Raw genomic sequence first — 14473 nt, forward strand, 5'->3', positions numbered from 1 at the left:
GGAATGCTAACGAGAAATCCCGTAAGGTGCTCTGAGGCATACATCATACGGGACTTCTACTAACCAACCAAAAAAATCATGTTTTTATCTTTTATCCTCTGCTTCGTCTTGAGTTAGATCTGGTAGAACTTTGGTTGCTTCTTCTACTTGTTTTAGATCTAGACGATGCCGAAGATGACTTTCTCTTATTTTGAACTGTACTTCGCTGTCTGTTATTTTGCGTTGTCGTTCTGCTATATGTACGAGAGTTATTGGTTTTCGGTTTTCTTACCGAAGTACTTTTTTTTCTCTCTACTTTTTTAGACACAGAACCACGTGTTCTGGTCACATTATTATTAGTATTTCTTTTTGTTCTTACAGTACTAGAACGTGTTGTTTTTGATGGAGTGTTAACTCTGGCATTAGAACGTGTTCTAGTCGTTTTACTTTTTGTTCTTGTACTATTACTCGGTCTAGTCACTCTAGTATTAGAACGTGTGGTAGTGCCTTTATCAGATCGTTTTATAGATCTTGTAGTCCTAGCATTGTCACCACGAGTTGTTCTTGTACTGTTGCCACGTGTTGCTCTAGATGTCCTAGTTGACGAGTTTTCTGCAAGACGTGTAGTTCTAGTTCTTGTGATTTCTGTGTTTCTACGGGTAACCGTTCTCTGTATAGTACGCTCTCTTCTATTTCTTGGAGTCTGTACGTATCTATCACTAGTGTTTCTTCTAGTTACTTGTGCGTTGCCACGTCTTCCATTGTTAACATTGTAATATCTCACGTTGTTTCTATATGGTCTGTAATAGATATGTCTAACAGGTGTGTAAAATTGTCTGTATGGACGCACATTAACAACACAGTAATTTACTGGTGGAATAATGTAAAATCTATGCCAAGGTCTCCAAACGTATGCTCTATTATAAACGTTGATGAACCCATCACATCTCCAATATGTATTGTTTCTGTAATAAACATTTAATCCACCAATTCTACTAATTCTGTTAAATCCGTTATAAGTGATCAAAATGTTACCGATTTGATTAACCCTTCCGTAGAAATCATAGAAAATTGGTGTGTTTTCAATTTGAATGATTGCACCAAATCTATCATACTGTACATATGGGTTATAGTCATAACCTGCGTTAAAACTCAAGGTAAAACCTGGTGTATCGATACCAACACTGACGTCTGGTCCATAATCAGGCAAATAAAAATCGAATTGTCCGTCTCTGTAAACTGAAAATTCAATGCCTCCTTCAGTAAATATGAAAGAATTCCCATAACCTCTCACATAATTATTAATAGAAGCATCAGCCTCAGATGTTGTTGTGGTGGTTGTAGTTGCGAATGCAGTAGTGCCAAAAGCCACTATACTTGCAAATAAAAATAGAATCCGTTTCATAGTTAAAGGGTTTTAAAATTAAATTCATCTAGTAATAAACAAACAGCGTGCCAAAATATTTAACTGTTTGATATACTGATATTTAACAAATCATAAAGGTAAATGCTTCAAAATTTATACTTTAGCCATCTATAAATAAACTTACCATGAGCGACTTAGAAGATAATAGCATTGAATTACGTAAGGTATTTAGTATAAAATCATTGTTTTTGAAGCTCATAGGTGTAACAGCAGCTACTGTGGCTATAAAAGGATTTATGATTCCTAATCACTTTTTAGATGGTGGTCTCTTGGGTATTTCAATTCTTTTGCACGAAATTTATCATATCGATGTTTGGATACCATTGCTTCTACTTAATATTCCTTTTGTGTTTATGGGCTATAGGAAAATTGGTAAAAATTTTGCTGTACATGCTTTAGTGGCGCTAATTCTGTTAGGTGTAGCGCTTAATGTAATTCCCGTTCCGGCAATCACAAAGGATCATTTTTTAGTTGCTGCTTTTGGTGGTGTTTTTGTTGGATTACGTATAGGCTTTGTAATTAGAAGTGGAGGAGTCATTGATGGATTGGAGGTGATAGCTGAATACACAAATAAGCAATTGGGTTTTTCAACAGCTGAGATAATTATCGCAATCAACACCACTATTTTCTTAATCATTGCTTTCTTTTTAGGCTTGGATAAAGCCATGTATTCTATAATTACCTTTTTTACTGCGGTAAAGGTTTCAGATTATATCGTAAATGGGATAGAGAAATTAATTTCATTAAATATTATATCTCCTAATTCTGAAATGGTTAAATCGCTTATTGTAAATGATTTCAATAAAGCTATTACGGTTTACAAAGGTGAAAGAGGAAATTTACCTGGTTCTTATGGAGTAAAAGAAGATTGCGATATTATTGTAACGGTAGTTACAAGATTGGAAATGCATAAAATTAAAAAAGCCATTGCGGAAAAAGACCCTAAAGCATTTATGTTTGTACAAAATATTAGAGAAGTTGGTGGCGGCATTCTAAGTAGAAAAAGTGCTCGTTGATGAAAGTACCCTTTAAGAAAATACAAGCTCATGTATTTGAGCTTTTAGAGAAAAATCTACCAAGCTATTTAACTTATCACAGTATAGAACATACACGCTATGTTTTAGAGAAGGTTATTTACATAGCTTCAAAAGAGAATATTTCTAAATCAGATTTATTACTGTTAAAGATAGCCGCCTTGTATCATGATGTAGGGTTTATTAAATCACATGAAAATCATGAAGAGATTGGTTGTGAAATTGCTTCAAAGGATTTGAAAGGTTTTCATTTTTCTACAGAAGAGATCGATTCTGTATGCGGAATGATTATGGCTACTAAAATCCCTCAGGATCCAAAAAACCATTTGGAAGAAATTTTAGCTGATGCCGATCTGGAATATCTAGGCACTAAACATTTTTTTTCGGTTAGTGAATTGTTGTACAAAGAGCTTAAGTATTTTAATAAAGAATTAACGCCAAAGGAATGGTATAACATTCAGGTGGATTTTATTAATAACCACACTTATCACACCAATTATTGTAAGCAATATAAATCTTTCAGGAAATATAAAAACCTAGAAAAACTCATGTATCAGTCTGGTAATTTTTCAAAAAAATAAACCCTGAACTATTTGGGGATATATTCAGGGTTATTATAGCCATCAAATACAATTTAATGGTTTAACATATCAATCAAAATCTTTGAATTTTGCTTTCTTCTGCTTCTTTACTTTACCATTCTTTCTGTAATAATAATAGTCGTCATCATCATCCCAATCGTCGTCCCAATCATCATCATCGAAAGAGTGACTATCAAAGTGATCTACAGTACAGCCAGAAATTCCACAAAAGCCACAACCTTGGTTGCTAAAGTTTACCTGTCCTCGTGTACCAATCACATCTCCATATCTATTATAAAGAATTTGTAAGCCACCAACCTGTTTTAGTTGGCCTCTTCTGTAACTCATATATACAGAACCAGCACGTTTAATTCTGCCTTGTCTGTCGTAATTGATAAATACGTTACCAATACGTCTTACACGTCCTAATCTATCGTGTTGTACCAAAACACCTCTTTCACCTCTATGGTATCTTGTGCCTGGTGCTCCATAAGTTCTATTTGTGCCACGTCTATTACGTCTGTAATAGTGATTGCCTGGCACTGTAGAAAATGCTTCCGTATTAAAGTCGAAGCTTCCATCAGGAAAAATCAAAAACTCTACACCACGTTCTACAAACAAAATAGGTTGTGCATAACGATAGCGTGCATTTTTAAAATCTTCCCCATTTAAAACAGCATCTCCTGCTGTTGTCGCTGTGGCTGATATTATTCCTAATAACACCATTGCCAAAAAAAGTACTTGCCTTTTCATATTTTATAGGTTTTTAGATTTGCCTAGCTCTAACTCGTTTAGAACTTTTAGGCTTACGCTATATGTCTGTAGAAAACCAATTAGCGTGCCAAGATTACAAATCGTTTAATCACAGTCACTTACAAAACATTTTAAGGCAAGCTTTGTAACAAAATTGATGCTAAGTCTTCTAAATTATAGCTAACCATATTATAAATTTTACTACTTTTAAAGCAGACTAACCACCAATTATGGATACTAACCAAGTCACTTGCCAGAATTGTGAGCAACCTTACGATGAAGGTTTTCAATTTTGCCCTCATTGCGGACAAAAAACCAATGATGAGCTAACTATTGGTGTGCTTTTCTATAACACAATCAGCAATTACTTTTCCTTTGATGCAAGATTTTTAAAAAGCTTTATTCCATTAATGATTAGGCCAGGTTATTTGGCTAAGGAGTTTATTAAGGGTAAGCGGTTGTTGTATTTGCATCCAGCTCAGATGTATTTGTTTGTTGCTGTTATCTTCTTCTTTATTTTTAACTTTTATGTACGTGAGGGTAGGGAAGAATTAGATAAGAATATGCAAAGGGTTTTAGAGAATAGGTCTGAAAAACTTGCACAACGTGATAGTGTTATTCCTCAAGACTCCATTAACGTAAACGAATTTGTTAAACCCCTTCAAGAAAATGGCGTAAATATAGGTTTAGATGAAGAGGGCTTAAAGGCACTCGACTCCATATCGAATATTAAGATTCCAAAAGACGATATAGAGACATCATTTAGTTTTAATGAACAAAAGTTGGATTCTCTAATTGCACAAGACGCAACAGATGAAGAGCTTTATAAGGCCATGGGAATGGATGAAGATGATGGTTTTTTAACCAGGAAGTTTTATGAGCAAGGATTAAAGTTTTACAGAACGATGGGTTTGGGTCAAATCTATCAAACCTTTATCGATAGTATACCTTTAGCTATGTTCTTTTTGTTGCCAATTTTTGCCTTTTTGTTAAAACTATTCTTTTTTAACAAAGGAAGATATTCGCATCATTTAGTCTTTAGCTTTTATTATTTCTCGTTTTTGTTTGTAGTATTCAGTATTATTTTTGGCGTTAACCGTTTTTGGCCTATACCAGATTGGATAGACTGGCTTGTAGCATTTTCTACATTTATTTATTTACTTTTAGCAATAATTAAATTTTATGGACAAAACTGGTTTCTAAGTTTTATAAAAAGCGGTTTGGTGAGCTTTTTATTTTTATTATTTGTTTTGCCTTTATCTTTTGGAATTCTTGGTGTAATTGCGTTTCTGTTCTACTAGTTTTCCATTTTAGTCAAAACACTATAGCCCATTAACTTGCCTTTTTTGTTATAAGACTCAGAGCGCACTAATCCAATACCTTCTGAATACCATTCTTTAGAAGAGGCTCTTACTTTAACAATCATTTTAGTACTGATGTTTTGTGATATAACAATACAATCAAACTCACCAGCTTCTGTAGTTAATGTCTCTCTTTTTTCTACTTTGCGGTCGGTTATTTCTATTGTCATTTTAAATCCGATAGCACCAGAAGATCCCATACTTACATTTAAAGTGCCATCTTCTAGTTCTGTACCTGGACTAGCGTCCATTTCAGGAATTTCAAATTTTGAAGCATCTACTTCTACATCCATTCCGTCGTACTGCGACATTTGACTGCCATCCATTTTAACGGCCATATCTAAATCAAAAACGCCATCAATACATTTTGCTTCGTATTCGCTCTCAAAAATTTGCTTTCCTTTTTTGTCAAAAGTTGTTGTTTTTATTTTAAAGGTCACTTCATTACCATCAACAATTTTATCAACCAATTCATAATTGACCGTTCCGGTAATTTTCCCTTTGGCATTATAGTTTGTCAATTCCCATTTTGTGCCTTGTTCTGTTGGGACATAGGGTTTACAATCTGTTTGCGCAAAAGACAAGTTGCACACTATAAAAAATAATAGAATGGAAGTTAATGTTTTCATTTTGTAAAAAATTGGTTAATAGCTGTTTACAATTTACAAAATGAAAATTAAACCAAATAATTTATCCCTTGTCCTTTTAGGTTAATTTTAGACTAATATCTAGGTTAAAGCTTATCAACTAAGTATCTCCCAGTAATCGAACTATCGTTCTTCACGAGTTCTTCTGGAGTACCAAAAGCCACTAGATGACCTCCCTGTTTCCCGCCTTCTGGTCCTAAATCAATGATATGGTCGGCACATTTAATCAAATCGATATTGTGTTCAATCACAATTATAGAATGCCCTTTTGCTATTAATGCTTGAAAAGATTTTAATAGTTTCTGTATATCATGAAAATGTAATCCTGTAGTTGGTTCATCAAAAATGAATAACGCGTTGTCGCTTTTACTACCTTTTCCTAAGAACGTTGCCAGCTTTATACGTTGAGCCTCACCACCAGAAAGGGTAGAAGAGGACTGACCCAAAGTAACGTAACCTAAACCTACATCTTGTAGTGGCTGTAGTTTCTTTTGAATTTTGTCTTGCTTGTAGGTTTTAAAGAAGTCAATAGCATCATCAATCGTCATATTAAGAATATTGTCAATTGACTTACCCTCAAAAGTGACTTCCAATACTTCTTTCTTAAAACGTTTACCGTTACAAGTGTCACAAGTTAAATGCACATCTGCCATAAACTGCATTTCAATAGTCACTTCGCCTTCACCTTTACAAGTTTCACAACGTCCACCATCGACGTTAAAACTAAAATGTTTTGCTGCATAGTTTCTAATCTTGCTCAATTTTTGTGATGCAAACAACGCTCTGATGTCATCGTAGGCTTTAATGTAAGTCACAGGATTAGAACGCGACGAGCGACCTATTGGATTTTGGTCTACAAACTCCACATGCTGAATGTTACTATGATTCCCTTTCATTTCTGTAAACTGACCAGCCTTATCACTAAACCCAGTTAATTTCTTCTGTATGGCAGGAAATAAAATCTTTTTCACCAAAGTACTTTTTCCACTACCAGAAACACCAGTAACAATGGTGAGCATTTCCAATGGAAAAGTGACGTCTATATTTTTAAGATTGTTCTCACGTGCTCCGACAATATCAATATGGTATTTTGATGTTCTACGTTTTTCAGGCACTTTAATTTCTAATTGCCCATTCAGATATTTTGCCGTTAAGGTATCGGAAACCAAAATGTCCTTAAATTCTCCAGTGGCCACGATTTCACCACCAAACGTACCAGCTTCAGGGCCAATGTCTATGATTTCGTCGGCAGCTTTCATAATGTCTTCATCGTGCTCAACTACGATAACGGTATTGCCCAAGTCGCGCAAAGATTTTAAAACTGAAATTAAGCGTTCCGTATCCTTTGGATGCAAACCAATACTTGGCTCATCTAAAATATACATGGATCCCACTAAACTACTTCCAAGCGATGTTGCTAAGTTGATGCGCTGACTTTCACCACCAGATAGCGTATTGGATTTTCTATTAAGTGTCAAATAGTTTAGTCCAACATTTGAGAGGAACTCGAGTCTTGTGTTGATTTCGGTCAGTAAACGTTTGGCAATTTTAGCATCGTATTCGTTTAGCTTTAAATTCTTAAAAAACTCAGCCAGTTCGTTTAATGGTAAATCCACCAAATCCGTAATCGTGGCATCGTTGATTTTTACATAACCAGCTTCTTCGCGTAAACGTTTGCCTTTACAAACGTTACATTTGGTCTTGCCACGGTAACGCGACAACATTACACGATTCTGAATTTTATAAGCTTTAGATTCTAGTTCGGCAAAGAAACTATCTAACCCTTCAAAATATTGATTACCAGACCAAATCAATGCTTTGTGTTCTGGACTCAATTCAAAATAAGGTTTGTGTATAGGAAAATCAAACTTATGTGAATTATTCACCAGTTGATCTCTGTACCAGCTCATGCTTTCGCCTCGCCAAGGAAAAATAGCATTTTCGTAAACCGACAATGCTGTATTTGGCACTACTAAATCTTCATCTATACCTATAACATCACCATAACCTTCGCATTTAGGACAAGCTCCATAAGGGTTGTTAAAGCTGAAAAGGTGAGCGTTGGGTTCAAGAAAAGTCATGCCATCCAATTCAAATTTATTGTTGAAAGTAGTCTGCTTTCCGTCTGAAAGCGATTCAACAATGCATGTACCTACTCCTTCAAAAAAAGCGGTCTCAATGGCATCTGCCAGTCGATTTAAAAAATCTTCATCGTCTTTATAAACAATTCTATCTACAACAAGGTAAAGGTCTTTTGCTGATTTAATGTTCTGCTTCAATGCATCATCGATGCGCAAAACTTCATCCTTAACTTTAACTCTTGCATAACCTTGTTGCTGAAGTGTTTGCAATTTGTTTTCAACTGTTCGGTCTTTTTCTAAAATAATAGGTGATAACAATAATAGTTTTGAACCTTCCTCAAATTTTGAAATATAATCTATGACATCAGTGACTCTATGTTTTTTTACCAAATCACCAGAAATAGGCGAGTAGGTTTTACCAATTCTGGCAAATAATAATTTTAGGTAATCGTAAATTTCGGTAGTTGTGCCAACGGTTGAACGTGGGTTTGTTGAATTCACTTTTTGCTCAATGGCTATAGCAGGAGCAATGCCTTTAATGTAATCTACCTTTGGCTTATTTAATCGTCCCAAAAACTGACGCGCATAACTACTCAAACTTTCAACATAACGTCTCTGGCCCTCAGCATATAAGGTGTCAAATGCTAAACTCGACTTACCTGAGCCAGATAACCCTGTGATAACCACTAATTTATTTCTAGGAATAACAACATCAACATTTTTGAGATTATGCAATTTTGCACCTTTTATGATGATGTTTTCTTTCGGATTTACGTCTAAAATAGTAGTGTTCATAGGATTTTTGAGAATCTAATTTCGCAAAGATACTACATCTTATCCATCTATTAAAGGAACATTTTTTCCGATAAAATGTTAAAATTTGGTAATATTTTTTGCTTTTTCGGAATGATTGTTGTTATATTTGAAGCATAATCATTTAAAAAACAACTGCGTATAGCATAATATTACTTTAGAAAATTTTAACCCCTTGCTAAGAAGTCCGCTTCTTACTACTAAGAGTAATATTATGAAAAAAGAACTTATCCAAGACGCAGAGTTGGTCAACAACTATATTAAAGGAGACGAGAACGCCCTTGCCATATTGATAGGCAGGCACAAACAGAAAATCTATAGTTTTATTTATTCTAAGGTTTATGATAGAGACATCACAGAAGATGTTTTTCAGGATACCTTTATTAAGGTCATTAGAACCTTAAAACGTGGTAAATATAACGAAGAGGGTAAATTTTTACCTTGGGTGATGCGTATTGCCCACAATTTGGTTATCGATCACTTTAGGAAGAACAGCCGAATGCCAAAGTTTGACAATGCTGGTGAGTTTAGTATATTTTCTGTTTTAAGCGATTCTAGCTTAAATGCTGAAAAAAGCATGATTAAAGATCAGGTGGAGTCAGACGTAAGACGCGTAATAGAGGAACTTCCTGAAGATCAGAAACAAGTCCTTATAATGCGTATGTACCAAGATATGAGCTTTAAGGAAATCTCAGAGCGCACAGGTGTAAGTATTAATACGGCATTAGGTAGAATGCGTTATGCGCTTATTAATATGCGTAAAGTTATAGAACAAAATAATATCGTTTTAACGAATTGATACAATAAAGTGTTTTAAGGTGCGTTTTTAATCCATATAACAAATCCAAAACTGGTAATATGGAAAAAATTTACTCTAACGCTTCCCCAAAAAAAAACAACCTGCATCCAAAAGATGAAACCGTGAGTTTCCTTTTGAATTACTCAAAGGCTTTAAGTGTTATAAATTATAATAAATTGAAGTTTGAAGCACTTCTAAATTAAGTTGGAAAAGAATCCTGATTTTTACGAATCAGGATTTTTTTTGCTTTTTATAATACTCGTCTAATACCGATTTTCGCCCAATGGTTTTGGTAATGATGTCTTTTTCCAAATTCCAGCCACGAGCAGGTGAATATTCACGACCATACCATATAATCTGAAGGTGTAGATCATTCCAAAGTTCTTTTGGGAACAAGCGTTTGGCATCTTTTTCGGTTTGTACTACATTTTTACCATTGCTTAAATTCCAACGGTACATTAGACGATGAATGTGTGTGTCAACAGGAAAGGCAGGAATCCCAAATGCCTGAGACAATACAACTGCAGCTGTTTTATGACCCACAGCTGGCAAGGCTTCGAGCTCTTCGTAAGTCTGTGGGACTTTGCCATTATGTTTATCAATTAGAATATGTGATAAGCCATAAATACCTTTGCTTTTCATTGGAGACAACCCTACTGGTTTTATAATTTCTCTAATTTCTTCGTCACTCAATTTAATCATGTCATAAGGATTGTCCGCCCGCTCAAATAATAAAGGCGTGATTTGATTAACACGCACATCAGTACTCTGTGCAGACATCAATACTGCTATTAATAAGGTATATGGATCTTTATGGTCTAATGGAATGGGAATTTGCGGATATAATTTATCCAAAGTATTGATAACAAAGTTTACCTTTTCTTGTTTGGTCATTTCGCTGTATTTTTACAGAAACACAAATTTAAGCAATTATGACACATTTAAAAGAAGGAGATAAAGCGCCAGATTTTTCAGCAAAAGACGAACAAGGCAATACGGTTTCTTTATCAGATTATAAAGGTAAAAAATTAGTGGTTTTCTTTTATCCAAAGGCGAGCACACCTGGATGTACAGCTGAAGCTTGTAACCTTAATGAAAACTACGATAGGTTTAAGTCAAAAGGATATGAAATTTTAGGAGTAAGTGCCGATAGTGCCAAACGTCAGTCTAATTTTAAAAATAAGTATGGATTTCAATATCCACTTTTGGCAGATGAAGACAAAAACGTAATTGAAGCGTTTGGAGTTTGGGGACCAAAGAAGTTTATGGGCAGAGAATATGATGGTATTCATAGAACCACTTTTATTATTGATGAAAATGGTATAATAGAAGATGTGATTACTAAGGTGAAGACCAAAGCGCATACATCTCAGATTCTTTCAGAGTAGATTGTTGTTAAAATAATAAAAAGCGACTTTTTCAATATTTTGTCTAATGAAAGAGTCGCTTTAAAAATTTTAGATTTTGCAATTTTATTTGTGCATCACCTCTTCAGATTCGTATCCAAATAAACTCTTTTCCTTAATTAAGTTTGAAACACCTTCTGGAAGCATTTCTTCCCAACCATCTTCGCCATCTGCAATCATTTTAAGGACCGTTCTAGAGAATACGGCTAGGTTTGAGGTATCAAAATCAGTAATATCCACAACCTTACCATTGTATTTAAAGAACTTGTAAAGCTCTTTCATACGAGGGTGTACCTTAAGGTTTTCACTATTGGTTAAGCTGCCATCATCATTTTGCATTGGGTAGAGGTATACTCGCAAATCTTTATAGAATAATTTACCGAAGGCTTCTAGAATTCCACCACTTAAATGGCGATAGTATTTTTCATCAAAAATATCAATGAGGTTGTTGACACCCATTGCAAGTCCCATCCGGTTTTTAGAATATTGAGAGAAATATTCAACCAGCTTATAATATTCCTGAAAATTGGATATCAAAACTGTCTGACCTAGAGAGCATAATAATTTTGCTCTATCCATAAAATCTTGCTCATCAATTTTACCTTCTGCTCTTAAATTGGATAATGTAATCTCAAAAATGACTTGAGTATTGTCCTTATCAACCTTATTCTCTTTTATGAACATATCGTATGATTTCTCATACATATCCATATTCACTTTGGTAACAGGTCTAAAACTACCTCTTAAAGCAAGGATATTCTTTTTATACAGTACACGAGCGGGTAGTACATTATTACCATCTGGTGCAAACATTACAGCATCTGTCATTCCGTTTTTAACGAGCTGTAAACTCATTAATCTGTTATCTACATCCTTAAAAACAGGTCCAGAGAAATTTATCGTGTCTATTTCGAGTTGGTCTTTATCTAAATGATCATATAAATAGCGTAATAATTTTCGTGGTTGATTGTATTTGTAAAAGGCACCATAAATTAAATTAGTTCCTAGTTTACCAAGTGTCTCCTGTTGTAATCGCGCATCATTTTCTTTAAAGCGAATGTGAAGTAAAATATCATTATAAGCTTGGTCTGGTGCTACCTGATATTTTATACCAACCCAACCATGACCTTTGTATTTTTTTGCAAAATCAATGGTTGCAACCGTATTGGCATAAGCGAAGAAGATCTTGCTTGGATGCTTTTCCCTAACGATTCGTTGCTCTATTAGGTCAACCTCATGATTGAGCATTTTTTGAAGTCTAGCTTCTGTTACATACCGCTTGTCATCCTCAATACCATAAATAGCATCACTAAAGTCTTTATCATATGCAGACATTGTTTTTGCAATGGTACCTGAAGCACCACCTGCTCTAAAAAATTGGCGTACAGTTTCTTGGCCTGCACCTATTTCGGCAAAAGTTCCGTAAATGTCTTTATTGAGATTAATACGTAAGGCTTTGTCCTTGAGGGAGGGAATGTTTTCAAATTCCGAGTCGCCTATATACGTTATTTCTTCCATGGATATTGGGTTTGCATCGTTTTAGCAAAGGTATTAATTTAGTATCGCAAACAAAAAAATAAGCTTACTTTTGTTATAAACTTAACACCCTTGAAAATTACATTTTTAGGCACCGGAACCTCACAAGGGATTCCAATAATCGGAAGCACACATCCTGTGTGTTTAAGTGATAATCCAAAGGATAAAAGATTACGTGTCTCGGTTTTGATAGAATGGGACAATTTTAGTTATGTGATTGATTGCGGTCCTGATTTTAGACAACAAATGCTCAAGGTAAATGTTGCTAAAATTGATGGTATCGTTTTTACGCATGAGCATGCAGATCATACCATGGGTTTGGATGACATAAGACCATTTTTCTTTAGACAAGGTGATATTGATCTCTACGCTCACAAGCGAGTTTTTAAAGCCTTGAAAAAACGTTTTGATTATATTTTTACTTCCGAGGCCAAATATCCTGGTGTGCCGAGTGTTAGGACGCACGAAGTTAAAAACAAACCGTTTGAGCTTGGTAACCTTAATGTAGTTCCCATTGATGGATTGCACCACAAATTACAAGTATTTGGGTATCGATTTAAGGATTTTGCCTATCTCACTGACATGAATTTTGTGCCTGATATGGAGGTAGATAAGCTTAGCAACTTAGAAGTTCTTGTTGTTAATGCGCTTAGGATAAAGCCTCATTTATCTCATTTTAACCTTGAAGAAGCTTTGGATTTTATTGAACGAGTAAAACCAAAACGTGCTTATTTAACTCATATTAGCCATCACATGGGTTTTCATGATGATGTACAACAAAACTTGCCAGACAACGTTTTTCTGGCATACGATAACTTACAAATAACCATTTAAGATATTATGAAGAGTAAATTATTTATGTACCTGTTTATTTTTTCGGCGTTGCTCATTATTTTTCAATATGTAAATTCTAAAAATATAATTGATAAATACGAAAAGGACATTGATAGTTTTAAGACTGAAATTGCAGAACAGGAAAAAACCATCGAAGCCTTGGAAGAGCAAAATTTTGAATTGAATTACTTTAACATAGATCGAAATGACAATGCTCTGGATTATTTTGTTGCACAAGGTTATAACACCGAACAATTAATTAATGCGATTAAAGAAGGACTTTATAATATGAATGATTATGAAGGTGATGACCATCCCATTGTACCATTTGTATCCATGACAGATTCTAAGTTACTAATTAATAAAGTTAGAATCTTAAATCACAGATGGATTGTTGCAAACTTTACTGATGGTGAATATTGGGGAGAAATCTTTATCACCTATGAAATTGATGAGAACAACGATTTAAAGTATAAGCTTGTTGAGTATTTTATGTATCCTAAGGTCGCATAACACAAGACTTAATAAATGTCAGATTGAGCGCAGTAGAAGCTCAATTAGTTACGATTCAATGTTTTAAATATAGTCTTTCAGCCAATCCTTAAAATCATAAAAATTCTGAGGTGCAACACCATGACCAACGGGATATTCTTTATACGTATGGTTAATGTTTAAAGCCTTAAGAAAATCTGGTGTTTTTCTTGCCCAATCCACAGGTATTACCTGGTCTGCCGACCCATGAGAACAGAAAAAATTGAGATGCGAAACCTCACTATCTTCAATTGAATCGGGTAAAATACCTTTATTGATGTAACCGCTCAAAGCCACAATATTTTTAATTTTTGTTGGGTAATTAAGCGCCACAGCATAGCTGAGAATGGTACCTTGGCTAAATCCTAAAAGCGTTACATTTTCAGGATTCACGGGATATGTTTTGCAAGCATAATCTATAAAATCTGCAATTTTATCAACCGACTCAGTGGCTTGTTCATCATCGCTCCATTTGCCTTTTTCAGCATCGAAATTTATAGCATACCATGCATTGCCAAAGGGTTGCATCGCGTAGGGCGCTCGCAGTGAAATGATAAATAATTCTTCTGGCAATTCTGATGCAAAAGAAAATAAATCATTTTCATCGCTTCCGTAACCATGGCACATAATCATTAGAGGTGCATTTTCCTTTAGTTTAGAAGTTCTTTTGATGTAATGTAAATCTACCATAC

At 34.7% G+C, this 14473-nt stretch carries 14 protein-coding genes; 7 read left to right on the forward strand and 7 right to left on the reverse strand.

The genetic code is table 11. The features are described 5' to 3' along the window. Positions 1 to 91: 91 nt before the first annotated feature. Positions 92 to 1384 carry a hypothetical protein gene (locus SIB89_RS00830; protein WP_412560760.1) on the reverse strand — a complete coding sequence of 431 codons (1293 nt, stop codon included), beginning with the start codon at positions 1382 to 1384 and terminating at the stop codon, positions 92 to 94. 146 nt (positions 1385 to 1530) lie between these two features. Here SIB89_RS00830 and SIB89_RS00835 point away from each other — a divergent pair, with 146 nt between their 5' ends. After that, positions 1531 to 2421: a YitT family protein gene (locus SIB89_RS00835; RefSeq protein WP_412560761.1), complete on the forward strand. Its 891-nt coding sequence runs from the start codon at positions 1531 to 1533 to the stop codon at positions 2419 to 2421. After that, the gene (locus tag SIB89_RS00840) at positions 2421 to 3020 is read left to right on the forward strand and encodes an HD domain-containing protein (protein WP_412560762.1); all 600 of its coding nucleotides are present in this window, start codon (positions 2421 to 2423) and stop codon (positions 3018 to 3020) included. Before SIB89_RS00835 ends, SIB89_RS00840 begins: the two co-directional genes overlap by 1 nt. A gap of 69 nt (positions 3021 to 3089) precedes the next feature. On the opposite strand, the gene SIB89_RS00845 is transcribed toward SIB89_RS00840, so the two are convergent. Beyond that, positions 3090 to 3773 carry a hypothetical protein gene (locus SIB89_RS00845; protein WP_412560763.1) on the reverse strand — a complete coding sequence of 228 codons (684 nt, stop codon included), beginning with the start codon at positions 3771 to 3773 and terminating at the stop codon, positions 3090 to 3092. 230 nt (positions 3774 to 4003) lie between these two features. Here SIB89_RS00845 and SIB89_RS00850 point away from each other — a divergent pair, with 230 nt between their 5' ends. After that, the gene (locus tag SIB89_RS00850; RefSeq protein WP_412560764.1) at positions 4004 to 5074 is read left to right on the forward strand and encodes a DUF3667 domain-containing protein; all 1071 of its coding nucleotides are present in this window, start codon (positions 4004 to 4006) and stop codon (positions 5072 to 5074) included. Here SIB89_RS00850 and SIB89_RS00855 read toward each other — a convergent pair. Together SIB89_RS00855 and uvrA are read right to left on the reverse strand one after the other, a co-directional pair. Beyond that, positions 5071 to 5763 (reverse strand): hypothetical protein, encoded by a 693-nt coding sequence (locus SIB89_RS00855; protein ID WP_155087634.1) that lies wholly within the window; start codon positions 5761 to 5763, stop codon positions 5071 to 5073. The two genes, SIB89_RS00850 and SIB89_RS00855, sit on opposite strands and share 4 nt — an antisense overlap. 104 nt (positions 5764 to 5867) lie before the next feature. Then, positions 5868 to 8657, reverse strand: a complete 2790-nt coding sequence (uvrA, locus tag SIB89_RS00860; protein WP_412560765.1) for an excinuclease ABC subunit UvrA — start codon at positions 8655 to 8657, stop codon at positions 5868 to 5870. A gap of 232 nt (positions 8658 to 8889) precedes the next feature. On the opposite strand from uvrA, the gene SIB89_RS00865 reads away from it, so the two are divergent. Beyond that, entirely contained in the window at positions 8890 to 9474 is a 585-nt protein-coding gene (locus SIB89_RS00865; RefSeq protein ID WP_412560766.1) for an RNA polymerase sigma factor, read from the forward strand. A gap of 231 nt (positions 9475 to 9705) precedes the next feature. On the opposite strand, the gene SIB89_RS00870 is transcribed toward SIB89_RS00865, so the two are convergent. Beyond that, a complete protein-coding gene (locus tag SIB89_RS00870) occupies positions 9706 to 10368 on the reverse strand; it encodes an endonuclease III domain-containing protein (RefSeq protein ID WP_412560767.1) in 663 nt (220 codons plus the stop codon). Between the two features lie 38 nt (positions 10369 to 10406). Between SIB89_RS00870 and bcp the strand changes: the two genes are divergently transcribed. Further along, entirely contained in the window at positions 10407 to 10862 is a 456-nt protein-coding gene (gene bcp / locus SIB89_RS00875) for a thioredoxin-dependent thiol peroxidase (RefSeq protein WP_412560768.1), read from the forward strand. 84 nt (positions 10863 to 10946) lie between these two features. On the opposite strand, the gene SIB89_RS00880 is transcribed toward bcp, so the two are convergent. After that, positions 10947 to 12398 carry a TonB-dependent receptor gene (locus SIB89_RS00880; RefSeq protein ID WP_273289840.1) on the reverse strand — a complete coding sequence of 484 codons (1452 nt, stop codon included), beginning with the start codon at positions 12396 to 12398 and terminating at the stop codon, positions 10947 to 10949. A 90-nt stretch (positions 12399 to 12488) separates the two neighbouring features. On the opposite strand from SIB89_RS00880, the gene SIB89_RS00885 reads away from it, so the two are divergent. Both SIB89_RS00885 and SIB89_RS00890 read left to right on the forward strand, forming a co-directional pair. Then, positions 12489 to 13250 carry an MBL fold metallo-hydrolase gene (locus SIB89_RS00885; RefSeq protein WP_412560769.1) on the forward strand — a complete coding sequence of 254 codons (762 nt, stop codon included), beginning with the start codon at positions 12489 to 12491 and terminating at the stop codon, positions 13248 to 13250. Between the two features lie 6 nt (positions 13251 to 13256). Further along, complete coding sequence (locus SIB89_RS00890; RefSeq protein ID WP_235898263.1) at positions 13257 to 13763, forward strand: hydrolase; 507 nt, start codon at positions 13257 to 13259, stop codon at positions 13761 to 13763. Positions 13764 to 13826: 63 nt separating this feature from the next. On the opposite strand, the gene SIB89_RS00895 is transcribed toward SIB89_RS00890, so the two are convergent. After that, complete coding sequence (locus SIB89_RS00895; RefSeq protein ID WP_412560770.1) at positions 13827 to 14471, reverse strand: alpha/beta hydrolase; 645 nt, start codon at positions 14469 to 14471, stop codon at positions 13827 to 13829. Positions 14472 to 14473: the final 2 nt, after the last annotated feature.

This window comes from Winogradskyella sp. MIT101101 (genome assembly GCF_047126865.1).
GTDB classification, from domain to species: Bacteria; Bacteroidota; Bacteroidia; order Flavobacteriales; family Flavobacteriaceae; genus Winogradskyella; species Winogradskyella ouciana.

Bases quoted from the DNA above. Each gene is read 5' to 3' on its own strand.
- SIB89_RS00850 (WP_412560764.1), top strand. From the start codon at position 4,004: ATGGATACTAACCAAGTCACTTGCCAGAATTGTGAGCAACCTTACGAT.
- SIB89_RS00855 (WP_155087634.1), bottom strand. From the start codon at position 5,763: ATGAAAACATTAACTTCCATTCTATTATTTTTTATAGTGTGCAACTTG.
- SIB89_RS00870 (WP_412560767.1), bottom strand. From the start codon at position 10,368: ATGACCAAACAAGAAAAGGTAAACTTTGTTATCAATACTTTGGATAAA.
- SIB89_RS00835 (WP_412560761.1), top strand. From the start codon at position 1,531: ATGAGCGACTTAGAAGATAATAGCATTGAATTACGTAAGGTATTTAGT.
- SIB89_RS00890 (WP_235898263.1), top strand. From the start codon at position 13,257: ATGAAGAGTAAATTATTTATGTACCTGTTTATTTTTTCGGCGTTGCTC.
- SIB89_RS00880 (WP_273289840.1), bottom strand. From the start codon at position 12,398: ATGGAAGAAATAACGTATATAGGCGACTCGGAATTTGAAAACATTCCC.
- SIB89_RS00830 (WP_412560760.1), bottom strand. From the start codon at position 1,384: ATGAAACGGATTCTATTTTTATTTGCAAGTATAGTGGCTTTTGGCACT.
- SIB89_RS00895 (WP_412560770.1), bottom strand. From the start codon at position 14,471: ATGGTAGATTTACATTACATCAAAAGAACTTCTAAACTAAAGGAAAAT.
- SIB89_RS00865 (WP_412560766.1), top strand. From the start codon at position 8,890: ATGAAAAAAGAACTTATCCAAGACGCAGAGTTGGTCAACAACTATATT.
- SIB89_RS00840 (WP_412560762.1), top strand. From the start codon at position 2,421: ATGAAAGTACCCTTTAAGAAAATACAAGCTCATGTATTTGAGCTTTTA.
- uvrA (WP_412560765.1), bottom strand. From the start codon at position 8,657: ATGAACACTACTATTTTAGACGTAAATCCGAAAGAAAACATCATCATA.
- SIB89_RS00845 (WP_412560763.1), bottom strand. From the start codon at position 3,773: ATGAAAAGGCAAGTACTTTTTTTGGCAATGGTGTTATTAGGAATAATA.
- bcp (WP_412560768.1), top strand. From the start codon at position 10,407: ATGACACATTTAAAAGAAGGAGATAAAGCGCCAGATTTTTCAGCAAAA.